The following is a 24,237-nucleotide window of genomic DNA, read 5'->3' on the forward strand; positions in this document are numbered from 1 at the left end:
TGGTACACATTCGTAAATTTTTTCGCGGCCAGGTAAGGACTTGTTAAGAGACGACGCTGATAGTCGCGTGTAACTTGAGGGAGAAATCCCGTTCCTCGTCCCCTGAGGTTCTGCTCAAGCCCCCGTTGTGACAGCATCCCATTTCTCAAGGCGTCCGCTTGGACGCCTTTTTCTTTGGCCGTCGCAGTCCTATGCAACGTTATTCGGCGAGCACGCGCGTGGAGGGGAAGCCGACCTCGACTAGGGTTCCTTCGCCTGGCGTCGAGGTGATGGCGAAGCGGGCGCGGTTCGCCTCCACCATGGCCTTGGTGAGGGGCAGGCCGAGGCCGGTGCCGTCGCCGCGTCCGCGCTTCAGCGCATTGATCTGCTTGAACGGTTTCAGCGCCTGCTCGATCTCGGCCTGGGTCATGCCGATGCCGGTGTCGCGCACGCGCATGACGACGTCGCCCGAGGCTTCGTAGGCGGTCGAGACGATCACCTGGCCGCCGGCCTGGGTGTAGCGAATGGCGTTGGACAGGATGTTGAGGGCGATCTGGCGCACGCTTCTCAGATCCGCCACCACTTCCGGCAGCCGCGAGGCGAAGCTGGAGCGGATGATGACGCGCTCGCGGTTGGCCTGAGGCTGCATCATCGCCACCGTCTCGGCCAGCGTGTCGTTGAGCGACACCGCCTCGTAATCCATCTCCTGCTGGCCGGCCTCGATCTTGGAGATGTCGAGCAGGTCGTTGACGAGGTCGAGCACATGGTTGCCCGAGCGGTTGATGTCGCGCAGGTAGTCGCGATAGCGGTCGTTGGTGATCGGACCGAATTTCTCGTCTACCATCAGCTCGGAAAAACCGATGATGGCATTGAGCGGCGTGCGGATCTCGTGGCTGATGCGGGCCAGGAAATCCGTCTTCTGCGAGGAGGCGCGCTCGGCCACTGCGCGTGCCTGCGTCAGGTCTTCCTCGGCCCGCTTCCATTGCGTGATGTCGCGCACGACGGCGCAGAAGCCGCTGTCGTTGGGCAGCCTGCCGATGGTCATGAACAGCGGGATGAAACGCCCCTGCGCCTCGCGGCCGATGACCTCGCGGCCGTCATTGAGCACGCTCGCGACACCCGGCTCCGAAAGCCCGGCCAGATAGTCGCGCGCCGCGCGCTGGCTTTCTATGGCAAACAGCGAGGCAAAGGGCTTGCCCGCGACCTCGTCGCTGTCGAAACCGAACAGCGCTTCCGCCGGCCGGCTGATCGAGCGGATGTTGCCGTCGCGGCCGATCAGCACGACGCCGTCCGTAGCGGTATCGATGATGGTGCGCATCTCCGCAATGCGCGATTTCAGTTCCGGCACGTCCGGCTGCAGCGCCGGCTCGTCATTCGCGGCGGTGAAATGCGCCGCATCGTCCTCGCCGGAACGCCGCACCACCAGCATCAGCGCCTTGCCGCCGCGCCACGGCACCGAGCGCAGCAGCGCGTCGATCGGGAATTCCAGGCCCTGGCGGGTCTTGAGCTTCAGCGAGTGGTCGCTTTCCTCCGCCGCGGTGTCCTCGGCGTAAGGGTCGGCGAAGAGCGCGCCCAGGCCGCCTGCATCCGCGAGGTCGTCCAGCGCATCATAGCCGGTGAGTTCGAGGAAGGCGTCATTGGCATAATGCAGCATGTCGCCCGAATGGATGAGCAGCGGCACAGGCAGCCTGGCGAGGATGGACGTGTCGGGGGCCTTGGCTTCCTCTCCGGTCGAAAACGCGGACGGCACAAAACCGGAAAGTTTAAGCGGCGGCACGTCGAGGCGTCGCCGCGTCGCGGCTGTCGCGTCCAGTTCTTCCGGCTGTTCTTCCGCGGCCTTGGCGGCATCCGCATCGGAGCCTGCCCAGTCCTCATTGTCCTGCGCATCGCGGAAGTCGTCGGCGGTCATGCTGTCGTCGGCCGTCGCATCGGAGGCGGGCTGCCCGGCCGCGACCGGCTGCGCCGCAGGCTCTTCGACGGGCCGCTGCGGCTTCGCGGCAGCAGGTTCGGCGTCCTCCCGGGCGCCCTCTGCTTGCTCGTTCTGGGAAACCGGCGCGACGCCGGCGTCTTCCGTGGGTTTCTCGCCATCGGCAAAGTTGAGCAGCGAGCCGGAACCGGCCGAGGTCTCGGCCAGGCCGGCGTCGTCTATCTCGGCGGCGCCATCGATGCCGTCGAGCCGCGCCAGATCGTCCTGGTCCTCCGCCTCGGTCTCCGCTTCGGCGGCCTTTGCGTCGTCGGCTTCCGAGGGCGTGGACAAGGTCGCGCCCTGGGCGGAATCGTCGTGCTCCGCCGCATCGGGTGGAAGCGGCTGGCTTGCGTCGGCCCTTGTTTCGCTGGCCGCTTCCTTCACCTTTGCCGCGTCCTCGCTGGCAACAGCGGCATCGGGCCGCTTGTCGGCTTCGGGGGCGCGTTCCTCGGCAGGGGCGGAACTGTCCTTGCGCAGCCGCTCGCCGATCTCGCGGAAGGCGCTGCGCTCGAGGATCGACAGGCCCTTGTGATTTGCCGGCGTGTCGCTTCCCGGTTGCTTGTCGTTGGCCGGTTGGCGATGCTCGGCCAGCCTTATCACCTTGTCGGCAAAGCGTCGCTCCGGCTTCGGCACGATGGTCAGCGCCGGCACTTCGCCCCGGAAGGGGTCTTCGGGCCTTGGCTTTTCCAGAGGCGTCTGCTCTGCCGGCTGATCGCCCGACGCGTCGGGCCCGCCGGGGGTGGCCCCGGCAGGAGCGGCATTCGGCACCAGAGCCATGCCAAGCGCTTCCGGATCGACCACGGCGTCGGCGCTGCGCGCGACGCCAAAGCCGCGAAAACCCTCGAAGGCGCGGCTGCGGCCATAGACGGGCAGGGCCGCCAGATCGACGGGGATCTTCAGACCCGTTCCGGCCACCGGCCACAGCACCGAGCGGCCGGACCAGGTATCGCGCCGGTCGAGCAGGCCGGCGATCTCGCCCGAGGCGTCGAGGCCGAAAGTGGCGGCGACATCCTTGAAGCGGCGACCGATCACATCGGCGGCAGGCTGGCCGACGATGTCGGCGAATTCGGGCGACAGCGCGCTGAACCGACCTTCGGCGTCGGTGCGCCAGACGAAGCGCAATGGGGCCGCCGACCGGTCGATGTCGCGCGGCAGGCCCGGCTGGGCTGATTTGGTAGTCTCGCGTGCAGCGTCGCCAGCATCTTGGCCTTCGGCTGCGGCGGCACCTTCCGGCTCGTCCGTCGCCGGCGCTGCCGGTTGAGCATGCCCGGCGCCATCGTCGCCGGCATTGAAATACCAATGGTCGTGCTGGCCGGCGCCGGCGGTGTCGGCCTGATGGTCTGTCCGGGTAGGCCGCTGGCCGGCCAAGGTCCGGCTCTCCGCGTCGGGCTGTGCGTCGCCGTCGGGAGCCTCTGGCGCCGGCTCGTCCTCTTTGCCAGCCGCCACGGTAGGCACTGGGTTGTCCTGGGCAGGCCGAGACTCGGGCTCGACTGCCGCGCTTTCACCTTGCGGCGGGGCGCTGACCGCCTCTGGCGCCGCAATTCCTTGATCGCCGGCGGCCGCCCGATCGTCCTGGCCGGAGTCGTCGAGCTGCGCCTCGTCGATCACCACCAGCAGGTGCCGCGTATCGGTGAGCCGCGCAAAACCGGCCGGGTAGGCGGTGTCGGTGCCCGGCACGAGGCGTTTGACGATACGGTCGCCGCTGCTTGCCACATCCGCAACCAGGGCAGCCAACGTCCGCGGCTCGATGCCGAGCGCCGCAAAGCCGTCCGAGGAAGCCTCGACCCCGCCTTGCGCGTCGACAAAGGCAATGAAATGTCCGGCCTCGGTAAAGCCGCCGATGGCGCGGCTGGCGATCTCGACGGCGCTGCGCGAAGTGGTCTGTGCCGCCGGCACCGCCAGCATGATTGCCGCCTCGCCGTCCGGCATCGTCACTGCGCTGGCCAGAAAGCCGACGGCGCGGCTTTCCATGCCGGTGGCCAGCCTCACCGTGACGGCGCGGTCGCTGCCGATGTCGGGAAAACCGCTGGTCGCCATGATCTGCCGGCGGGCGATCAGCGGCAGCCGCGCCGAGGCGCCGATGATGGCCTCGATATCCGGATAGCCGAAGGCCGACGCCCCCGGACCGTTCGCCCAGATCACCTGTTCGAGGTCGACCGACAAAATGGCCAAAGCATCGCCCGCGGCAAAGCGTTGGCGCACCGCGTCGAGCACGGCAACGTCGAGGAAGGAGTAGTTTTCAGGCGGCATGCGCTGGCCAACCCTCCGGAGCGGGCATTTTCAGTTAACGCTTTGTTAATAAAAGCCCGCGGCCCGGAGGTCCACAAGCCTAAGCTTGCATCGGTCGAAATCTCTGGGCTCTTGGTTAACGGCTCTCGTGGCTGACGCAGGGGAAAGATTTTATGGTGCGGTGCAGCAAAGATATTGCAATGCACAAAAAAGTCCTTTATATTGCCATCATACATGAACGAGACGGCTTTCTGTCAAAGCCGCTGCCGCGAAAGGTTGGAAAATGTCCAAGACCACTGCCAAATCCGCCGAGACCATCGAAAACGTCGAATTCCCGAGCTTTGATGCTTCCAAGGCCACCGACCAGATCCGCGCCTTCGCCGAGAAGGGCGTCGAGCAGTCGAAGGAAGCCTATGCCAAGCTGAAGACCGGCGCCGAGGAGACCCAGAAGGTTCTGGAGTCGACCTACGAGACCGCCAAGACCGTTTCCAGCGACGTTTCGCTGAAGACCATCGCCGCGCTGCGCGCCAATGCCGAGGTCAGCTTCTCGCACCTCGAAGCCCTGGTCGGCGCGAAGACCCTTTCGGAAGTCGTCGAGCTGCAGACCTCCTTCCTGCGCAAGCGCGTCGAAATGGCCGTTGAGCAGGCCAAGGAGTTCCAGACCGTTGCCACCAAGGCGGTCGAGGACGTCTCCAAGCCGGTCAAGAGCGCCTTCGAGAAGGCGATGAAGGACGTCAAGGCCGCCTGATTTCAGCGCACAACCTTGCGGTGCATCAAAACGTCGCATTTCGTCAGACAAATAGTCGTGCGATAGGTTGAGCAATCAGATACCCGGAAATGGAACCTCCTCCCTCCGTTTCCGGGGTGACCAGCCAGCACCTCCTCCCGCTGGCTCGTAACAGGAAAAGGCCGGCACCTCCTCCCGCCGGCCTTTTCTTTTGCCTTGACGAAAGGCGAATGAGGAAACCAATCATTTACCTTATCAAGGCCCTTGAATTAGAATCCGATAGCCCGTATTTGACGCATCGCCGAACGACAGAGCGGATCACGGAGAATGAAGCTTTCACCTCGATCCAGCTCAGGCAGGCAGGCCGTTGTAGCTCAGCTGGTTAGAGCGCCGGATTGTGGATCCGGAGGTCGCTGGTTCGATCCCAGCCAACGGTACCATCACTCTCGATGATCTGAACGTGCACCTTGAACCCTTCCATTCCTTCGGCTCCGCGGACCATGGGCAAGCTCTCTTGTCTCTAGGGCGAGATATATTGTCCCATGGACAAGGTGTCTTGCCGGTCGAGGCCGACTCGGCTCGAATGGAGCATGCATCCTTTGCAGGGATGCGGACGTTCATGACGACCAACCGGCTTTGCCGCTAGGGAAAAAAGCAGTATGAGTGAACATGCGATCGAGTTCTTGCGCGGATGGATTGGCGAGAAAGTCCAATGCCAGCATTTGCCGATCAAGATCGACAAGCAGGCCGAGACCCTTGCGAAGGAATGCTGCGCCAAGGCCGCCGAGGCAGGCATTCTGCTGGAGGACATCCAGGAAGAGGTCGGCGACATCCAGGAATTGATCGCGTCGCGCCTCGAGGAAGCCGTTGAAGAGGGCAGCAGCGAAGTCAACCCGGACAAACCGGAATAAACCCCGGCCCGCCACGGGCCGGCGGCGCCGTTTCTCAGCCGAATTTTTCCTCCAGCCATTCCTTCGGCAGCGCCGGCACGAAATTGCCGTCGCGCCCCGTCATATCCGCATTGGCAACCAATGCGTTGAGGATCGCTTCCTCCACGCCTTGCACGACCGCGTCGAAGAACGGGTCGATGTCGACGTCCGGGATGAATTCCGCGCGGGCGATGCGGCCTGAAGGCGCCAGCGCGGCCTCGGCATTGGCGGTCGAGAAGGCGAGAAAAATATCGCCAGAACTGTGATAGCCATAACCCCCGGTCACGGCAATGCCGAGCGGCACGCGCCGGGCGAGCCGCTTCATCTGATGCGGCAGCAACGGCGCGTCGGTGGCGATGATGGCAATGATGGAACCCTTTTCGGCGCGCGGCGCGCCCTCGCGGATGGCCGGCTGGGCCAATTCGGGGCCGACACGCCGGCCGCGAATGGTGAAATTGTGCCTTTTGCCGAAATTCGCCTGCACGAAGACACCAAGCGTGTAGCGCCGGTCCCGCCATCCGACGATGCGCGAGGCGGTGCCGGATCCGGCCTTGAAGCCGAAGCTTATCATGCCGGTTCCGCCACCGACGCTGCCTTCCTCGATGGCGCCGCCGCTGGCGCTGTCGAGTGCTGCGGTCACATGGTCGACGCTCACATGATGGCCGTTGATGTCGTTGAGGAAGCCGTCATAGGTCTCTGCCGCCACTGGCAGGCCCCAGCCGCTATCGAGCGCAGCCGGCAAGACGCGATGCATCCAGCGCAAGGTGGCATCGCGGGTCACGCCGCAGGAATGCGTGTTGGTGATGGTGACCGGGAAATTGAAGGCGCCGGTTTCCTCGATGATATGCGTTCCGGTCAGCTCGCCATTGCCGTTCTGGCTGAACACGCCGGCGAACACCGGCGTCGCGAGTTCCTGAGCCGGCCTTGGCAGGATCGCGGTCACGCCGGTGCGCACCGGTCCGGTGCCGACCTGCAACGGGCCGTCGCCTGAAATCAGCGTCGTGTAGCCCACCGACACGCCCGGCACGTCGGTGATGGCGTTGAAAAGGCCCGGCGTGCCATCGAGCGCGATACCGAACGAGCGCAGGCGCGGCTTGCCCGACGGGGTGCGAAGATGCGGGTCGTGGTCGCGCATGGAAACCTCAGAACAACGAACCCTGATTGCCCGGCTCCTTGGCCTTGGCGGGCGATTTTCCGGCCAGCTTCGGCCGCGCCCCGCCGGAGGTTGCGATGGCCTCGGCAGTGCCGTCGGCGAATTCCAGCTGCAGCGCCGCGCCCGGCGCCAGCTCCGCGACCCGCTTGATGACGGCGCCTTCGGCATCCTTGACCAGCGCGAAGCCGCGCGCCAGCACGGCCTTGTGCGACAATGTTGAAAGCAGCCGGTCCGCCTGGGTAAGAGCCGCGCGCAGCCGGTCGAGGCGCCGCGCCGTCGCCTGATCTTGCCTGCGCGACAGCGCTGCCAGCGTGTCGGCCTGTTGCTTCTGGCGCCGCACGATCGGCGCCGGCGACAGCCTTGCCGCCGTGCGTTTGAACCGCGTGCGCCTTTCGCGCACGATGGCGAAGAACGCGGCTCGCGCCCGCGCAATATCGCGGCCGGTCAGCGTGCGCGCTTCATTGAGGCGCCGCGACAGGGTTGCCGGCGTCAGCCTTTGCCGCTCCAGTGTCGCCCGTTTGCGCTCGATATTCACCGTCAGCCCTCGGCCGAGGCGGCTGGTCGCATCGTCGAAACGGCGGCGCGGCAGCGCCAGCAACTGGTCGGGCGAGGGGAGCGCGCGCGCCGCGGCGCGCACCGCTTGGCGCTTGCGTTCCAGATGCCGCGAGGCGCAGGCGTTGAGCCGCGCGGCAAGGCTGGCCAAGGTAGCCTCCAGGTCCGCCCTGACCGGCACGGCGATCTCGGCCGCGCCCGTCGGCGTCGGCGCGCGCATATCGGCAACAAAGTCGATCAGTGTCGTATCGGTCTCATGGCCGACGGCCGAGATCACCGGGATGGCGGACGCCGCCACCGCCCGCGCCAGCCCTTCGTCGTTGAAGCCCCAGAGGTCCTCGAGGCTGCCGCCGCCGCGTGCCACGATCAACAGATCGGGTTGGCGGATGGGTCCGTCCCATGTCAGCGCATTGAAGCCGTTGACGGCCGCGGTCACCTCCCTGGCCGTCGTGTCGCCCTGGACCCTCACCGGCCACACCAGCACATGAAGCGGAAACCGGTCCTTGATGCGGTGGATGATGTCGCGGATCACCGAGCCGGTCGGCGAGGTGACGACGCCGATGACTTTGGGCATGAAAGGCAGCCGACGCTTGCGGCCGGCATCGAACAGGCCTTCGGCCTGCAGCCGGCGCTTGCGCTCTTCGAGCAGCGCCATCAGCGCGCCGGCGCCCGCCGGCTCCAGATTGTCGATAACGATCTGGTAGTTGGATTTGCCGGGATAGGTGGTCAGCTTGCCACTGGCGATCACCTCCATGCCTTCCTCGGGGCGGAACTTCAGCCGCGCCATGGTGGTCTTCCAGACCACCGCATCGATCCGCGCGCGGTCGTCCTTCAACGCGAAGTAAGCGTGGCCGGACGAATGCGGGCCGCGATAGCCGGAAATCTCGCCACGCACCCGCACATTGCCGAAGGCGTCCTCGACAGTGCGCTTCAGCGCGCCGGAAATCTCGCTCACCGTATATTCGGTGGCGTTGCTGCGTGATTCGGTTGCTGTTTCACTCATTGCGCGATTGGGGAACGCTTATCGGCCCGCGTCAAGCGCGGCGAAACCGCGCTAATATCATAACGCGATCTTAAGCCCGATTTGCTTTGACAGGCCCAAAAGAGCCGGCCGGGGACCTGATGAGCGCACGCCAAAACAGCAGCCCGTTGACCCGTCAGGTCACGCTGACCGTGCTGACGCTCGCCACTTTCGCTTTAGCCATCGTCGTGGGTTTCGGCTTCTACGCGGCCAGCCAGGCCGATGATGCCTCGCTCGTACGACAAAAGATGTTCATCGCCGATGGTTTGAAGGACCAGATTGCGTCTGTTCAGCGGGAGCAGGAAAGCGTTTCGGTTTGGGATGACGCGATCATCAATGTGAGGGCAGGCAACCAGACCTGGATCGACGAGAATCTCAGTGTCTGGATGTACACCTATTATGGTCACAACCGGGTCTATATTCTCGACGCCGCCAATCATGCGATCCACGCCATGCGCGAGGGCAAGGTGGTCGACGCTTCCGCCTATGGCGAGGACCAGCCCACGCTTCTTCCAATCATCGAAAAACTGCGTCGCATGCTGGCTGGGCCGCCGCAGACCGATGCGTACGGCCAGCCTGCGAAGATGGTGGCCGAGGATCTGGTGTCCCTCGATGGCGCGCCAGCGATCGTCAGCGTCGCGCCGCTCCTGCCGAGCTCGGACAGGATCAGCCAGGCGCAAGGCACCGAATATCTGCATGTGTCGGTCGAATTCATCAATAACGCGGTGATCGGCAAGATCGCCGGAAAGTACCTGCTTGATGGCGCGCGGCTGGTGCCTTTGTCACAGCCGGCTGGCCCAGCCGCCGTGCCGCTGGTTGATTCGCGCGGCGTCATCCTCGGCTATATCGGCTGGGACCAGCTACGGCCCGGCCTTGCTCTGGTGCGCGAGATCGCTCCTGCCTTGGCGATCGCGCTGCTGTTGGCGGGCGGCGTGCTGGTATTCCTGTTGAGCAGGTTGCGTCGGGCCTCGACGGCGCTGCAGACCAGCCAGGACCAGGCGCAATATCTCGCCTTCCACGACACGCTCACCGGCCTGCCCAACCGGGCGCTGTTCGAGGACCGCTTGCGGCGCACGCTGCTGTTCGCCAGCAGGGACAAGACGCACGTCGCGCTGCTCTACCTCGACCTCGACCGCTTCAAGCATATCAACGACACGCTCGGCCATCCGGCCGGTGACGAGCTCGTGCGCCAGACGGCGGCGCGGCTCAAGCATACGATCCGCGAAGTCGATACCGTCGCGCGGCTCGGCGGTGACGAATTCGCCGTCATCCTGCTTGACGTTCCCGACGTCGGAAGCGCCGAGGACATCGCCGAAAGGCTGCTCTTGAAGCTGCGTGAGCCGTTCCGGCTGATCGACGACCAGGTCTTCGTCAGCGCGAGCGTCGGCATCGCGCTGTCGTCTGGATCGGACATCGACGCGGACGAGCTGTTGCGCAAGGCCGACATCGCGCTTTACGAGGCCAAGAAGAACGGTCGTGGCCGCTACGAGCTGTTTGCCGGCGACATGGACGATCTCTTGCTGCGCAAGCGCAAGGTCGAATCGGAACTCCGCAAGGCGCTGGAGGGCGAAGGTGGCATCAAGCTCGCCTATCAGCCGGTTTTCTCGGCCGACTGCCGCGCGATACTGGGGGCCGAAGCGCTGATCCGCTGGGGCCATGAAGTGCACGGCGCTTTGCCGGCGGCGCAATTCATCGCCATCGCCGAAGAGCGCGGCCTCATCGGCGATTTGGGCAAATGGGCGCTGGGCGAAGCCTGCCGCTTTGCCGCCGGGACCGAATTGCCCTGGATCGCGGTCAACATCTCGCCGATGCAGCTGCGTGACATCGGCTTTGCCGGACAGGTCGCCGATATCCTGAGCGAAACCGGGCTCGATCCCTGTCGCCTGCAGCTTGAGACCACCGAAAGCGTGCTGCTCGAGCACAATGATACGATCGGCACGGTGATTGCCGCGCTGCGTCAATCCGGCATCTGCATCGTGCTCGACGATTTCGGCACCGGCTATTCCTCGCTGAGCTATCTGCGCCGCCAGGCGATCGACAAGTTGAAGATCGACCGCTCTTTCGTGCATCTGCTCGACGAGGACGAAAGCGCGCGCGCAATCGTCAAGACACTGATCGAGCTGGCGCAGGCGCTCAAGGTCGAGGTGACCGCCGAAGGCGTCGAGACCGATGCACAAAAGGCCTTGCTGGTCGGCATGGGCTGCCGCCAGTTGCAGGGCTATCTGCTGTCGCCGCCGCTGGAGCCCGGCCAATTGCTTGCGCTGCCGGGTGTTTCACCTGCCGACCGGGAACGTTCCGCCGCTCGCGCCTGACTCTACCAGCCAGGCATGATCTGGTTCGCCTTGACCCGCTTCATCTTGGCGAAGGCGAGGGCGGCGAAGTCGAAGCTTCCCGCCTCCTCGCCGAGCGGCACGGAAATGTTGTCGAGGCTTTCGGCGATGTGACGGGCCAAAGCGTCGACGATCTCCGGTTGCGAGGTCTGGCCGCGCATGATGCCGATGCGGCAGTCCGGCAACTGGCCGAAGCCGTCGGCCTCGCCGAGCACGCGCATGCCGGGCCGCAGCGCGCATTCCGGCAGCACCGAGACCGCCAGGCCGGAAAGCACGGCCGCGGTGATCACCGTGGCCGAGAAGCTGGAGAACAGCACGCGATACTCGCGGTTCTGCCGGTCGAGCACGTCGACCGCCGCGCGCCGCCAGATGCAGTTCGGCCGGCCGAACGCCATAGGCAGGGTTTCCTGCTCATGTGTGGCATGGTTGGCGGACGTCACCCACAAAAGCGGCTCGCGCCGCACCACTTCCGACTGGCCGCGCGTATCGTTATGCGTCACCAGCGCCAGGTCGAGATTGCCGCGCTTGATGTGCTCGACCAGCCCTGGCGTCGGCTCGCAGACGACCGTCAGTTCGACGCGCGGGTTAGAGCGCGAGAAGCGCGCCATGATCTCGGGCAGGAAGCGGTCGGCATAATCGTCCGGCGTGCCGATGCGGATCGTGCCTTCCAGCCGCTGGTCGTCGAAGGCGGCCAAAGTCTCGCGGTTGAGATGGATCAGCCGCCGCGCGTAGGCAAGCAGCCTTTCGCCCTCCTCGGTCAGCTTGTTGGTGCGGCCGTCCTTTTCGAACAACGGCTTGCCGATCCGCTCCTCCAGCCGCCGCATCTGCATCGACACTGCCGACTGTGTCCGATGCACCTCCTCGGCCGCGCGGGTGAAGCTACCGGTGTCGGCGATCGAAATGAAGGTTTGCAACTGATCGAGGTCGAGCGGCGCTTTCATCGGTCAAACCCATCATTGATGTTGATGCTACAGATTAAAAACATTCGTTGGATTAATCAATCTCGCGATGGCAAATTGGCATTGTCCACATGACAGCATGTGAATGGAAACCGGAACGGCGCTTCTCCCAAGGCGCCGATCGCCTGGTTTCGTCCGCTCGACTCCTGGAAGGAGAGACTGACATGACCACGATTGAATTCGCTTCCGAGACCCCGCGCATCACCACGCGTCCGGCCGTTGCGACGCGCGTGCTCAATGCTCTCGCCAACGCCTATGTCGCCTGGAAAAACCGCCGCGCCTTCTATCGCCTGGGCGACATGTCGGACGCCGAGCTTGCCGATATCGGCCTGACCCGCGCCGACCTTCATGTCGCCGTCGCCGTGCCCTTCGGCCGCGATCCGACAGTGAAGCTGCGCGCCATCGCCAGCGAGCGCGCCGGCACGATCTAGATCTTGCTCGTCAGGTGGCCTGAACGGCCGCATCGCCTGGATTTCCGGTCGCGTTGAACCTTTTCACGGCCACGCGCGACCAAAGCTCCATGCAGGCTCCCACACTCCCTGCCGGTTCCCCGCCGGCCAGCCTGCACATTGCCCGGTTCTCCTCCAGGACCGGGCATCTTTCTTTTAGTTCGTCATTCTAGGGCGGAGCAAGGAGCGAAGCGACGCGCGCAGACCCTAGAATCCATGCCGTGACGTTGATGTGCTGCAACTGTGCAGAATTCTGCTCCGCTGCACCTTCGGCGAAGGTAACGGCATGGATCCTCGGGTCTACGCTCCGCTTCGCGTCGCTCCGCCCGTGGATGACGACCTCGCCGTCGGCGCGATACTCATCGCCGGTCCATGTCGCGCTTGAACTGATCGAAAATCGTCCCGACGCTCTTCTCATATTCGTCGCGCTGCTGGGCACCGGTCTCGAACATCTTGCCGAAGATATCGTCGAACGGGTTTCGCGGCCGGCCGCTCGGATTGGTTTGCGGCTGTTGCGGCGCGCTCTGCTGCGGCTGCGGCGCCGGTTGTGCCCCAGGCATGCCGAAACCGCCGCCGCCCTGGCGCAGCATCTCCTCGAAGATCTTGCCGAGCGGGTTATCGCCATAGGGGCTTTGCGTCTGCTGTGGTTGAGTCTGCTGCGGCTGCTGCGTCGCGCCGCCGCCGAACATATCCTGCAGCACCCTCCCGAGCGGGTTTTCGCCGTACGGACTGGGGGCCTGCTGGGGCTGACTTTGCGGCAGCTGCGTGCCGCCGCCGAACATGTCCTGCAGCACCTTGCCGAGCGGGTTCTCGCCATAGGGCGCCGGCTGCGGCGCCTGCGCGAAGCCGCCTTGGCGCATCATCTGCTCGATGATCTCGCCAAGCGGATTGCCGCTGCCGCCGAAGCCGGCGGCCTGCATCTGCCCCCCATTCAATTGATTATTGGTCTGCTTGAACAGCCCGCCCATCATCATCGAAGCCATGGCCGGCAGCATCTGCTGCAGCAGCTGCTGGCTCAAGCCCGTCGCCTGCGCGGCCTGGGCCGCCACGGCGCGCGACAAATCCTTCGAGCCGAACAGATGGCCGAGAATGCCGTTGCCCTCATCGATGCCTTGCGGCGAAAAGGCCCTCGTGGCGTCCTCGAAATACTTGGCGTGCTGGCCGCTCGCCATAGCGGTCATGAATGCGCCCATCCCATAGGGATCGGCGGTGTTGCGCTGCAGCCCTTGCGAGAATGCCGGCAGCAGCGCCTGCACCGCGGCCTGCGTCTGCTGTATCGAAAGCCCATATTGCTGTGCCAGCGCCTGCATGCCGGCGCCGTTCTGGGCCTGGGCGAAAATGTCGAACAGGGAAGGCATTTGGGTTCTCCTCCGAGAATATCCTCATCGGAGAGCCTAGTTCGTTTCCATCACCGATTGAAGCGGCTTTTGGCGCCCAACCGCTCGGCGCAGGCCGGACGGTTAATACGCATATTCCATGAACACCGGCTCGATCGAGCCGCCCCAGCGCGTGTGGTAGGCCGACAGCATCTCCTCGGCGCTGGTGGTGCCGCGGGCGACCACTTCGTCGAGCGTGTTGAGGAACGATGTCTCGTCATAGCCGTCGCGGTTCTTCTTGCCACGATTCTTCAGGCCCATGCGCGAGATGGCGAGCACGTCGCGGGCGACATCGCGCAAGGTGGCGTTGCGGAACGGCGCCGCGATGCCTTGCTCCGGCACGGCGTTGCGCATCGCCAGCGCTTCCTCGTAGGTCCAGCTCGCGGTCAGCGTCTCGGCGGCGTCAAGCGCCTGCTCGTCGTAAAGCAGCCCGACCCAGAAGGCGGGCAGGGCGCAGATGCGCCGCCATGGCCCGCCGTCGGCGCCGCGCATTTCGAGGAAACGCTTCAGGCGCACGTCGGGGAACAGGGTCGAGAGATGATTGGCCCAGTCGCCCATCGTCGGCAGGCCGTCAGGGAGTTCATTGCGGGCGCCGCCCGCCATGAACTGTCGGAACGTATAGCGCGTCATGTCGTGATAGTGGCCGTCGCGGATGACGAAATACATCGGCACGTCGAGCGCCCATTCGACATAGTCGGCGAAGCCGAAATCGGGCGAGAAGCAGAATTCGAGCATGCCGGAGCGCTGGTTGTCGGTGTCGCGCCAGATGTCGCCACGCCAGCTCTGCAGGCCGTTCGGCCGGCTCTCGGTGAAGGGCGAGTTGGCAAACAGCGCCGTCGACAGCGGCTGCAGCTTCAGCGACACCTGCATCTTGCGGCGCATGTCGGCTTCGCTCTCGAAGTCGAGATTCACCTGGATCGTGCAGGTGCGGTACATCATGTCGAGGCCCTTGGTGCCGACCTTCGGCATGTAGCGCGTCATGATCTCGTAGCGCGACTTCGGCATTTTCGGCGTATCGGCCAGCGACCATTTCGGGCTGCCGCCGAGGCCGAGGAAGCGGATGCCGAGCGGCTCGGCGATCTCGCGCACCTGCGCCAGATGCGCGTTGCCCTCGCGGCAGGTCTGGTGGATCGATTCCAGCGGCGCACCGGAAAGCTCGAACTGGCCGCCGGGCTCCAGCGAGATCGCGCCCTGGCCGGTCGGCTCGACCAGGCCGATGATGCGGCCGGCATCCATGATCGGATCCCAGCCGAGTTTTTCCCGCATTCCCTCGAGGATGGCGCGGATGCCGCGCTCGCCGCCATAGGGCACCGGCGCGTTGCCGTCGACATAGAAGGGGAACTTCTCATGCTCGGTGCCGATGCGCCATTTGTCGCGCGGCTTGTTGCCGTCGGCCAGATAGCCGACAAGTTCGTCGACGCCTTCGATGAGCTGGGTATCGGTTGTGTCGCGCGCCATTAGAAAGCCCTCCGCAGCCATCAGCTGGCCGCCGGGCGCTAGATGGACGAAATGTCAGTAGCCGATCAAGCGAAAAATCCTGAGCCACGGCTCAACTGGATTTGATCTGCATGGCTTACCTTCCCTTCTCCCCCTGTGGGAGAAGGTGGATCGGCGCGTAGCGCCGAGACGGATGAAGGGTGTTCCAGCGGAGTGAGAGGCGGGTGTCTTCTGGAACCCCGCTCATCAGTCGCCTTCGGCGACACCTTCTCGCAAAAGGGAAGAAGGCAATCCTACCAGTCGCCGATCGTTGCCTGGATCACAGCCAATGCGGCCACCGCCGCGGTGTCGGCGCGCAGGATGCGCGGCCCGAGCGGGATGGCGGTGACGAAAGGCAGGGCCCTCAGCATCTTGCGCTCGTCCTCGGAAAATCCGCCCTCAGGTCCGACCAGAAGCGCAAGTTTCTTCTCGTTTACCGCCTGCAGGGCCGGCAGCGGATTGTTGGTCGAGGCATCCTCATCGCAGAAGATCAGCCGTCGCTCCTTGTTCCAATTGGCAAGTAGCCGTTCCAGCTTCTCCGCTTCGAGCACCTCAGGCACTGCCAGGATGCCGCATTGCTCGGCCGCCTCGACGACATTGGCGCGCAGCCGTTCGATGCCGGGCTTCGCCACCTGCGTGTGCTGAGTGATGACAGGCTGCAGTATGCCTGCGCCCATCTCGACCGCTTTCTGCACAAGGTAATCGAGCCGGCCCTGCTTCAGCGGCGCGAAGCAATAGACGAGGTCCGGCAGCGGCGGCTGCGACCGCTGCAGTTCCAGCACCTTCAGCCGGACCGCCTTCTTGGACTTTGCAGCGACCGACGCCGACCATTCGCCGTCGCGGCCGTTGAAAAGCAGGATTTCGGCGCCTTCGCCGAGCCGCAGCACATGGGCGAGATAATGGCTCTGCTGCTGTCCGGCGTCGAATTCGAGGCCGGGTCCGAGATCGTCAGGCACGAACAGCCGCTGCATTTTGTAGTTGGCGCGCATGGCCCAAGCAGGTTCCGCAAAAGTGTCTCGCGGTTTTGCGATCAGAACCTGCGAAAAACAAGGGAATCTAAGCAGATATTCGTGGGACATCCCACGATATCTGCTTAGGAACGAGCGAGGCCGGCTGCGGCATCAAATATCGGCGGTCGGATGCCAGACAGGCGCAAAGCCTTGCCGCAATACCGCAATGGTGGTCGCCGGCGTCAGCAGGCGCAGCGACCCTCCGGTGAGGCGATCGAAGGCGATAGGACTCGAATAACCCGCGAACGACCATTTGCGTGCCTTGCCGCCTCGCAGCGCATAAGCAGCGTCGCCCTGCGCTACCACCGTTCCATCCGGCAAGCCTCCGAGCTCCGGCGCGGCCACGAGAGGCGGCCGTCCGCCGGAAGCCAGCCGCTCCTTGTGCAGCCGTTTGTCGACCATCGGCGCGCGCGGTTCTTCAATCCCGAACGCCCTGCCGAAACGGCTGACGAAGTCGGTCGCCCGTTCACGCCGGCAGAAGAAACAGGGCCGATGGCCGGCGGCCAGCGCCGTCACCTCGTCGAAGAAGAACAATTCGGTCCAGCCTGCCTTTCCGCCGGGCCGGTTGCGGCCCATCGGCTCGCGCCGCACATTGCCGAACTCGCAGACGCATATGATCCAGGCCGGCAAGGCCCAGCGCTTCCTCAGCAGCGTCTTCGTCTCGGGGTCATGGATGATGCCGCGATTGCCGGTGAATAGGCCGCGTTCCGGCACGGCATGGATGGCGCCGAAAGGGTCGACCCGGTTCTGCAGTGGCATAGCTTTCTCTCCGGCACGCATCTTGGCTGAAACACGGGCCGCATGATATCGCTCGCCCCAGCGTTTTCATGTCAGCAGGTTTTCGATGCGGGTTTTGGTCGTCCAGAATTTCGACAATGAGGGCCTTGGCCAGATTGGCGCTGCCCTTGTGGAAGCCGGCGCCGATATCGACCTGCGCAAGCCCTATCGCGGCGATAAGCTGCCCGGCGACAGCACCGGGCACGATGCCATCGTGGTGCTAGGCGGCGCCCAGAACGCGCTCGACGACGAGATCTGCCCCTACTTCCCCGCATTGCTCGACCTGGCACGCGATTTCGCCGACAAGGATCGCTCGGTTCTCGGCATCTGCCTCGGCGGTCAGCTTCTGGCGCGGGCTTTCGGCGGCACCAACCAGATCGGCGGGGCCACCGAGTTCGGCTGGCACAAGGTGTCGCTGACGCCGGCCGCCAAATCGGATCCGGTCCTGGCGGCGCTGCCCGAGAAATTCCCGATCTTCGAATGGCATGACGACACGTTCGGCCTGCCGGAAAACGCCGTGCGGCTCGCCGGCAGCGCGGTCGCCGAAAACCAGGCCTTCCGCCTCGGCCGCGCCGTCTATGGCTTCCAGTTCCACTTCGAGGCGGATACGCCGATGGTGCGCGACTGGAGCACCTCCTTCGCCGCTATGATCGCCGAGCGTCATCCCGACTGGAACGATCGTCTCCACGACGAACTGGCCCGCAATGGCGCCGACGCCGATAGCGCCGGTCTGGCGATAGCCCGCGCCTGGGTTGCGACGATCTGAACATCCACCCCGATCGGGCGAAGCGTGGCATAATTGGCACGCCTTAGCGCTTCCGTCTGGGGACAACATCCTTCTTCCTTGGTTTGTGTCCGGCCGCTCTTCTAAGAGGGCGCGCTTTGTATCGTCGATGCAACCGCCATGAACCTTTTGTGTGATCCAGCCGACACACCGGCGAAACAGAATCTGCTTAGAAGCGCGAAATCGTCGAAACATTGACACGCATTTTATCGTTTCAACGCATTGGTAACCGCCTCGTGCCCAGATGCAGAAAGCTTAACCAGAGATGACGTCCGTGAAAGCAGCTCTCCTGTCTTTTGTCATGCTGTCTGCCATCGTGCTCTGCGGCCTGGGCATTTATGCCGCCGACGCAGCGACCAACCACCGCGCCGTCGACGGCTATGGCGTCACCGCCTCGCTGAACTAGGCCACAATCAAAATCGCAAGCAGGCCTGCGCCCGGATCGCGCCTAAAACGCTTTCCCCTGCATGGCGAGGATGCGTTTGTCGCCGCTATTGACGGCCAGCGCGCTTAGCGTTCCGGATTTCCAGGCGAGCGTGTCGACATTGACGCGGTTGGCCTTCACCTCGGCTTCCGGGACGGGCGTGTGCCCGTGCACGATCACCTTGGAAAAAAGCCCTGGATGGTCATGGAAGACGTCACGGATCCAGATCAGATCCTGCTGGTCCTGACGGTCGAGCGGCACACCCGGTCTTATCCCGGCGTGGCAGAAGAAGAAGTCGCCGAAGGTCGCCGAAAACGTCAGCGATTGCAGGAAATCGACATGGCTGTGCGGCACCGCTTTCACCAGGGCCATATGTCCCCGGGCGATCGCTTGCGCCTTGCCGTACCAGTGGCCGTCGCGAAGAAGATCGACGCCATAGGACTGCGCCGTCTGCACGCCGCCGTAATTCACGAACAGGCCGTCCGGCTCTGCCTCGGCTAGGAATTCGAGCATGCCGATGTCGTGGTTGCCGGCGAGCATGATGTTGCGCGGATCGCGCTTGCGCGTCTCTATCAGGAAATCGATGACGCTTCTGGAATCCGGTCCGCGGTCGACATAGTCGCCGAGATGGATGATGCGCCAGTCCGACCCGGGCGCATGTTCCAGTTCGCTCTCGATGCGCCGATGCATGGCGGCGAGCAGGTCGTGGCGTCCGTGCACGTCGCCGATCGCATAGAGACGCATGCCGTCCGGCCCGCGCGCGTCGAGATAATGGATGCCAGGTTCGGTCAAGGCGTACGTCTTTCCCGTGAGGTTCACCGCGGGAAACTAGGGCGGATCGGTGAATAAGGCCTAGCGCCGCAGCTGGTCCTTGCCCATGTCGGTTACCAAACGCTTACCGCACAGCGCCAGCGTGATGTCCATTTCCTTGCGGATGATTTCGAGCGCCTTGGTGACGCCGTCCTTGCCCATCGCGCCGAGGCCGTAGAGGAACGGCCTGCCGATATAAGTGCCCTTGGCGCCGAGGCAGAGCGCCTTGAGCACGTCCTGGCCGGAGCGGATGCCGCCATCCATATGGACTTCGATCCTGTCGCCGACCGCATCGGCGATTTCTTCCAGCACCGAGATCGAGGACGGCGCGCCGTCGAGCTGCCGTCCGCCGTGATTGGAGACCACGATCGCATCGGCGCCGGTCTCAGCCGCCATCAGCGCGTCCTCCTTGTCGAGGATGCCTTTCAGGATGAGCTTGCCGCCCCAACGGTCCTTGATCCAGGCGACATCCTTCCACGACAGATGCGGATCGAACTGCTCGTTCGTCCAGGACGACAGCGAAGAGACGTCGCCGACACCCTTGGCGTGGCCGACGATGTTGCGGAAGGTGCGGCGCTTGGTGCCGGCGATCCCCAGGCACCAGCGCGGCTTCAGCGCAAGGTCGATGATGTTGGCGAGCGTCATCTTGGGTGGCGCCGAGAGACCGTTGCGCACATCCTTGTGGCGCTGACCCAGGACCTGCAGATCGAGCGTCAGCACCAGCGCCGAGCATCTCGCCGCCTTGGCCCTGTCGATCAGATTAAGCACGAAGTCCTTGTCGCGCAGCACATAGAGCTGGAACCAGAACGGCTTTTTGGTCACCGAGGCGACATCTTCGATCGAGCAGATACTCATGGTGGACAGCGTGAACGGCACGCCGAACGCTTCTGCCGCTTGCGCCGCCAGCATCTCGCCGTCGGCATGCTGCATGCCGGTCAGCCCGGTCGGCGCGAGCGCCACCGGCATCGCTACCTTCTCGCCGACCATGGTCGATTCCAGCGAACGGTTGCTCATGTCGACCAGCACGCGCTGGCGGAACTTTATCTTGCCGAAATCCTCTTCGTTGGCCCGGTAGGTGCTCTCCGTCCAGGCGCCGGAATCGGCATAGTCGAAGAACATCTTCGGCACCTTGCGGCGTGCCAGGTCCTTGAGGTCGGCGATGGTGAGGATTTCGCTCATGGTTGTCCCCGCTGCTTAGGAGCGTTTTCGTGTGGGTTCGATGTCACCGGCGTCCGAGCGCTGTCTGAGGCGCAGCCTGGACACGCGCTGCCAGTCGCCGCTGCGCTCGGCTTCAGCCATCGAGCGCTCGACATAGGTGATGTGGTCCATCGCAGCCTTGCGCGCCGCGATTGGGTCTGCCGCTTTGATCGCGGCGTGGATCGCCCTGTGCTGCTCGAGCAGCGCCTCGCGTGCGCCGGGCACGCCGAACACCAGAAGCCTGTTCTGGAACACGCCTTCCGACAGCAGCCGGTAGCAGGAACGCAGCGTGTGCAAAAGGATGATGTTGTGCGCGCATTCGCAGACGGCGTGGTGGAACTCGACGTCGATTTCCGCCTCATCGTCGAAATCGCCGGTCCGGTGCGCCTCGTCCATGCGTGCCATGATGCGGTCGAGCAGGGCGAGGTCCTCCGGCGTGGCGCGGCGCGCCGCGTATTCGGCCGCCACAGCCTCGATCTCGCGCCGGTATTCCAGATAGTCGGTCACCGCCTTGCGGTGCGTGCTGATGAGATCGGTCACCGGCTTGGTGAAGAGCTGGCCGATGACGTCGGCGACATGCGTGCCGCCGCCGGCCTTGGTCGTCAGCAGCCCGCGGCCTTCCAGCGCCTTCAGCGCGTCGCGCAGGATCGGCCGCGACACGTCGAACTGGCGCGCCAGCTCGCGCTCGCCGGGCAACCGGTCGCCGGTGCGCAGCACGCCTTCGAGGATCAGGCTCTCGATCTGCTGCACCACCTCGTCGGCGGTGCGCGAATGCTCGATCCTGGAGAAGATGTCGCTCAACGGAAGGGTGCCTGGGGAACGGGACGGATGTGGCGCAGATTAAAGCCTCTGTCGCCAACTGGTCAAATTATTTATCCAATTCGTCCAGCCCGTCGCATTGCCGGCCGCGTGCCAATGGGCCTGGACGCAGATATTTGCTGTTTACGCGTCCCGCCGATTGCCGCAAGACGGCAGGGTTTGCACGAAGGTCGAAACCAGGGGGACCAACCGTGTCCGACGAGATGTCCAGTCTCGAATTCCAGCCGCGCGCCCAAGGCAGCGTGATGGGCTTTCCGGCGCATGAGGGACGGCCCGGCGCGCTGGGCGAGGTCCATGCCCGCCCGCATCCGCTGATCGAGAAACCGCGCGTGCTGGTCCAGCTCTCCTTCATGACCGAGGGCGGCACCGCGGTCGATCATGCCGTGCTGTCGGAACTGTCGCGGCGGCTGGGCATCGCCGCGCCCGAGCGCAATGCCCGCCATCATGCGATGAAATGGGGCAAGGGCACGCTGCGCTGGGAGCGCCATACGGAATTCTCGACCTATCTCTGGGAAGGGCCGCTGGCCGAAAACGGCCGGGGGCAAGAGGATTCGCCCTTCGGCAATGGCTTCTCGCCACCCGGCACCGTGATTTCCGGCATCCGTCTGGAAATCCGCAAATGGACGCAGGCGAGCGAAAGGCTGATCGCCGGCTTCGACCCGACCAGCCTGTGCTATTCGCTGGTCGAGCGGGGCGCTGCCGCCATCGTCACCGATTTCCGCCAGGACGGCGACGGCCTGACCCGCATGCTGGTGCTCGATCGCGGCCTGACGCCGGCCAGCACCGGCGCCCTGTCGCAGCGGCTGATCGACATCGAGACCTATCGGACGCTGGCCATGCTTGGCCTGCCGATGGCATTGACGCTGTCAGGCCGCGCCCGTCGCATCGAGGACCGCCTGGCGCAGACCACGCTGGAAATGAAAGCGGTCGAGACCCGCGACAGCCAGACCTTGCTCGCCGACCTCACCGAACTCGCCGCCGAGCTCGAGGCCGACGCCGCGTCCAGCCTCTATCGCTTCGGCGCCAGCCGCGCCTATGACGGCATCGTCACCGCGAGGCTGGAAGCGCTGGATGAAGAGCCGGTGCAAGGCTACGACACCTGGGCGGGCTTTCTCTTGCGGCGCATGGCGCCCGCCATGCGTACCTGCCGCTCGGTCGAGGAGCGCCAGGCCAACCTGTCGCGAAAACTCACCCGCGCCACGACGCTGCTGCGCACCTGGGTGGATGTCGATGTCGAGAAGCAGAACCGCGACCTGCTGGCCTCGATGAACAACCGCGCCCGGCTGCAACTGCGCCTGCAGCAGACTGTCGAAGGCCTGTCGGTCGCCGCCGTATCCTATTATGTCGTCGGCCTCGTCGGCTATGTCGCCAAGGGCGCCTCGGTCTTCGGTCACGCTTTCGCGCCCGAAGTGATCACCGCGGCCTCCGTGCCGGTCGCCATCCTGCTCGTCTGGTGGGGCGTGCGCCGCGTGCGGAAAATGCATTCCGAGCCGGCGAAGCATCCGGGCGAGTAGCGGACAACCATCTTCACGCGCGGGTCTGTCCGCAGCGGCAGATTGCCGCTGCGGAAGCTTGGCGTCACGCTCGCCGCCGAATGCAAGCAAAGCAGCATTTGCAACAAAACCGTCGGGCTGGTAAAAGATTTTGACCAGTCAAGAGCGGATGAGGCTGCCCGATGTCCGGCTTAGCCATGCCCAAGCCAGATGCCGAAACGATGCGCCGGCGCGCCGAGATCGTCGCCGACATGCGCATCATCGTGCCGGGCGAGGGCGTCGTCGACGCGGCCAATGAAATGCGCGCCTTCGAGAGCGACGGCCTGACCGCCTACCGGCAGCTGCCGCTGGTCGTGGTGTTGCCGCAAACGGTCGCCCAGGTCTCGCGCGTGCTGAAATACTGCAACGAGCGCAACATCCGCGTCGTGCCGCGTGGCTCCGGCACCTCGCTGTCCGGCGGCGCGCTGCCGCTCGAGGATGCGGTGCTGCTGGTGATGAGCCGCTTCAACCGCATTCTTCAAATCGACTATCCTAATCGCGTTGTCGTGGCCCAACCGGGCGTCACCAATCTCGGCATCACCACCGCCGTCGAGCAGGAGGGCTTTTATTACGCCCCCGATCCATCCTCCCAGATCGCCTGCTCGATCGGCGGCAATGTCGCCGAGAATTCCGGCGGCGTGCACTGCCTGAAATACGGGCTCACCGCCAACAATGTGCTGGGCATCGAGATGGTGCTGATGAACGGCGAGGTGGTGCGCCTCGGCGGCAGCCATCTTGATCAGGAAGGCTATGATCTGCTCGGCGTCATGACCGGTTCCGAGGGCCTGCTCGGCGTCGTCACCGAGGTGACCGTGCGCATCCTGAAGAAGCCGGAGACGGCGCGCGCACTCTTGATCGGCTTCCCGACCAGCGAACAGGGCGGCCAGTGCGTCGCCGACATCATCGGCGCCGGTATCATCCCCGGCGGCATGGAGATGATGGACCGCCCGGCGATCCATGCGGCGGAAGATTTTGTCCATGCCGACTATCCGCTCGATGTCGAGGCGCTGTTGATCGTCGAGCTCGACGGTCCAAGTGTCGAGGTCGACCACCTGATCGGCCTCGTCGAGGCGATCGCCTACAGGAACGGCTCGACCACCTGCCGCATCTCGCAATCCGAGCAGGAGCGGCTGACCTTCTGGGCCGGCCGCAAGGCGGCCTTTCCGGCGGTCGGCCGTATCTCGCCGGATTATTACTGCATGGACGGCACCATCCCGCGCAAGGAACTGCCGCGCGTGCTTGCCGGCATGCGCGACCTTTCGCAGAAATACGGGCTGGGCGTCGCCAATGTCTTCCACGCCGGCGACGGCAACCTGCACCCGTTGATCCTCTACGACGCCAACGTGCCGGGCGAGCTGGACAGGGCCGAGAGCTTCGGCGCCGACATTTTGCGCCTTTGCGTCGAGGTCGGCGGCGTCCTGACCGGCGAGCACGGCGTCGGCGTCGAGAAGCGCGACCTGATGCCGGAAATGTTCAACCAGGTCGACCTCGACCAGCAGATGCGGGTGAAATGCGCCTTCGACCCCAACCACCTGCTCAACCCCGGCAAGGTGTTTCCGCAGCTGCGCCGCTGCGCGGAGCTTGGGAGGATGCATGTGCATCGCGGGCAGGTGGCGTTTCCGGATATTCCGAGGTTTTGATGAAGACTCAGGATCAAAGTTCCTCGCCCCCGCAAAGCGGGGGAGAGGTGGCCAAGCTTTCCAAGGTCGCAACGTCGGCGGTCGGTGTTTCCTCGCCC

General features: G+C 64.6%; 19 protein-coding genes and 1 tRNA gene. 9 read left to right on the forward strand and 11 right to left on the reverse strand.

Translation table 11 applies throughout. The features are described 5' to 3' along the window. Positions 1-199: 199 nt before the first annotated feature. Complete coding sequence (locus LB538_RS27860) at positions 200-4,195, reverse strand: PAS domain S-box protein (RefSeq protein ID WP_224532454.1); 3,996 nt, start codon at positions 4,193-4,195, stop codon at positions 200-202. A 262-nt stretch (positions 4,196-4,457) separates the two neighbouring features. On the opposite strand from LB538_RS27860, the gene LB538_RS27865 reads away from it, so the two are divergent. From LB538_RS27865 to LB538_RS27875, 3 genes are all read left to right on the forward strand, one after another. After that, a complete protein-coding gene (locus LB538_RS27865; protein ID WP_224532455.1) occupies positions 4,458-4,922 on the forward strand; it encodes a phasin in 465 nt (154 codons plus the stop codon). 342 nt (positions 4,923-5,264) lie between these two features. Continuing rightward, positions 5,265-5,341 (forward strand) — tRNA-His (locus LB538_RS27870). 219 nt (positions 5,342-5,560) lie between these two features. Further along, positions 5,561-5,812 (forward strand): DUF768 domain-containing protein, encoded by a 252-nt coding sequence (locus LB538_RS27875; RefSeq protein ID WP_095769952.1) that lies wholly within the window; start codon positions 5,561-5,563, stop codon positions 5,810-5,812. A gap of 34 nt (positions 5,813-5,846) precedes the next feature. On the opposite strand, the gene LB538_RS27880 is transcribed toward LB538_RS27875, so the two are convergent. Further along, positions 5,847-6,965: a P1 family peptidase gene (locus LB538_RS27880; RefSeq protein WP_224532456.1), complete on the reverse strand. Its 1,119-nt coding sequence runs from the start codon at positions 6,963-6,965 to the stop codon at positions 5,847-5,849. A 7-nt stretch (positions 6,966-6,972) separates the two neighbouring features. Then, positions 6,973-8,538, reverse strand: coding sequence for an exodeoxyribonuclease VII large subunit (gene xseA, locus LB538_RS27885; protein WP_224532457.1), 1,566 nt, complete (start codon positions 8,536-8,538; stop codon positions 6,973-6,975). Between the two features lie 119 nt (positions 8,539-8,657). On the opposite strand from xseA, the gene LB538_RS27890 reads away from it, so the two are divergent. Further along, positions 8,658-10,868 (forward strand): EAL domain-containing protein, encoded by a 2,211-nt coding sequence (locus LB538_RS27890; RefSeq protein ID WP_224532458.1) that lies wholly within the window; start codon positions 8,658-8,660, stop codon positions 10,866-10,868. Between the two features lie 2 nt (positions 10,869-10,870). On the opposite strand, the gene LB538_RS27895 is transcribed toward LB538_RS27890, so the two are convergent. Then, complete coding sequence (locus LB538_RS27895) at positions 10,871-11,827, reverse strand: LysR substrate-binding domain-containing protein (RefSeq protein WP_140839452.1); 957 nt, start codon at positions 11,825-11,827, stop codon at positions 10,871-10,873. A gap of 182 nt (positions 11,828-12,009) precedes the next feature. Here LB538_RS27895 and LB538_RS27900 point away from each other — a divergent pair, with 182 nt between their 5' ends. Then, a complete protein-coding gene (locus LB538_RS27900; RefSeq protein WP_224532459.1) occupies positions 12,010-12,276 on the forward strand; it encodes a DUF1127 domain-containing protein in 267 nt (88 codons plus the stop codon). Positions 12,277-12,653: 377 nt separating this feature from the next. Here the strand turns inward: LB538_RS27900 and LB538_RS27905 are convergent, their stop codons facing one another. From LB538_RS27905 to LB538_RS27920, 4 genes are all read right to left on the reverse strand, one after another. Then, positions 12,654-13,652, reverse strand: coding sequence for a DUF937 domain-containing protein (locus tag LB538_RS27905; RefSeq protein ID WP_224532460.1), 999 nt, complete (start codon positions 13,650-13,652; stop codon positions 12,654-12,656). A gap of 102 nt (positions 13,653-13,754) precedes the next feature. Beyond that, on the reverse strand, positions 13,755-15,128 hold the full coding sequence (locus LB538_RS27910; RefSeq protein ID WP_224532461.1) for a glutamate--cysteine ligase: 1,374 nt from the start codon (positions 15,126-15,128) through the stop codon (positions 13,755-13,757). Between the two features lie 272 nt (positions 15,129-15,400). Beyond that, positions 15,401-16,135 (reverse strand): 16S rRNA (uracil(1498)-N(3))-methyltransferase, encoded by a 735-nt coding sequence (locus LB538_RS27915; RefSeq protein WP_224532462.1) that lies wholly within the window; start codon positions 16,133-16,135, stop codon positions 15,401-15,403. A 132-nt stretch (positions 16,136-16,267) separates the two neighbouring features. Further along, positions 16,268-16,915 carry a hypothetical protein gene (locus LB538_RS27920; RefSeq protein ID WP_224532463.1) on the reverse strand — a complete coding sequence of 216 codons (648 nt, stop codon included), beginning with the start codon at positions 16,913-16,915 and terminating at the stop codon, positions 16,268-16,270. An 85-nt stretch (positions 16,916-17,000) separates the two neighbouring features. Here LB538_RS27920 and LB538_RS27925 point away from each other — a divergent pair, with 85 nt between their 5' ends. Further along, positions 17,001-17,699, forward strand: a complete 699-nt coding sequence (locus tag LB538_RS27925; protein WP_224532464.1) for a type 1 glutamine amidotransferase — start codon at positions 17,001-17,003, stop codon at positions 17,697-17,699. A 292-nt stretch (positions 17,700-17,991) separates the two neighbouring features. Further along, the gene (locus LB538_RS29230) at positions 17,992-18,123 is read left to right on the forward strand and encodes a hypothetical protein (protein WP_263481599.1); all 132 of its coding nucleotides are present in this window, start codon (positions 17,992-17,994) and stop codon (positions 18,121-18,123) included. A gap of 42 nt (positions 18,124-18,165) precedes the next feature. Here LB538_RS29230 and LB538_RS27930 read toward each other — a convergent pair whose 3' ends face one another. Genes LB538_RS27930 through LB538_RS27940 form a run of 3 tightly spaced genes read right to left on the reverse strand, consistent with a single transcriptional unit; the run spans position 18,166 to position 20,949 of the window. Continuing rightward, positions 18,166-18,933, reverse strand: a complete 768-nt coding sequence (locus tag LB538_RS27930) for a metallophosphoesterase (protein WP_224532465.1) — start codon at positions 18,931-18,933, stop codon at positions 18,166-18,168. 60 nt (positions 18,934-18,993) lie between these two features. Beyond that, positions 18,994-20,130 carry an alpha-hydroxy acid oxidase gene (locus LB538_RS27935; RefSeq protein ID WP_224532466.1) on the reverse strand — a complete coding sequence of 379 codons (1,137 nt, stop codon included), beginning with the start codon at positions 20,128-20,130 and terminating at the stop codon, positions 18,994-18,996. A 15-nt stretch (positions 20,131-20,145) separates the two neighbouring features. Further along, the gene (locus LB538_RS27940) at positions 20,146-20,949 is read right to left on the reverse strand and encodes an FCD domain-containing protein (RefSeq protein ID WP_095769968.1); all 804 of its coding nucleotides are present in this window, start codon (positions 20,947-20,949) and stop codon (positions 20,146-20,148) included. Positions 20,950-21,158: 209 nt separating this feature from the next. Between LB538_RS27940 and LB538_RS27945 the strand changes: the two genes are divergently transcribed. Then, positions 21,159-22,481: a DUF3422 family protein gene (locus LB538_RS27945; RefSeq protein WP_095769969.1), complete on the forward strand. Its 1,323-nt coding sequence runs from the start codon at positions 21,159-21,161 to the stop codon at positions 22,479-22,481. A gap of 161 nt (positions 22,482-22,642) precedes the next feature. Continuing rightward, on the forward strand, positions 22,643-24,139 hold the full coding sequence (locus tag LB538_RS27950) for an FAD-linked oxidase C-terminal domain-containing protein (protein ID WP_224532467.1): 1,497 nt from the start codon (positions 22,643-22,645) through the stop codon (positions 24,137-24,139). The last annotated feature ends 98 nt before the right edge of the window (positions 24,140-24,237 follow it).

Source organism: Mesorhizobium sp. Ca11, assembly GCF_020165275.1.
Lineage (GTDB): Bacteria > Pseudomonadota > Alphaproteobacteria > Rhizobiales > Rhizobiaceae > Mesorhizobium.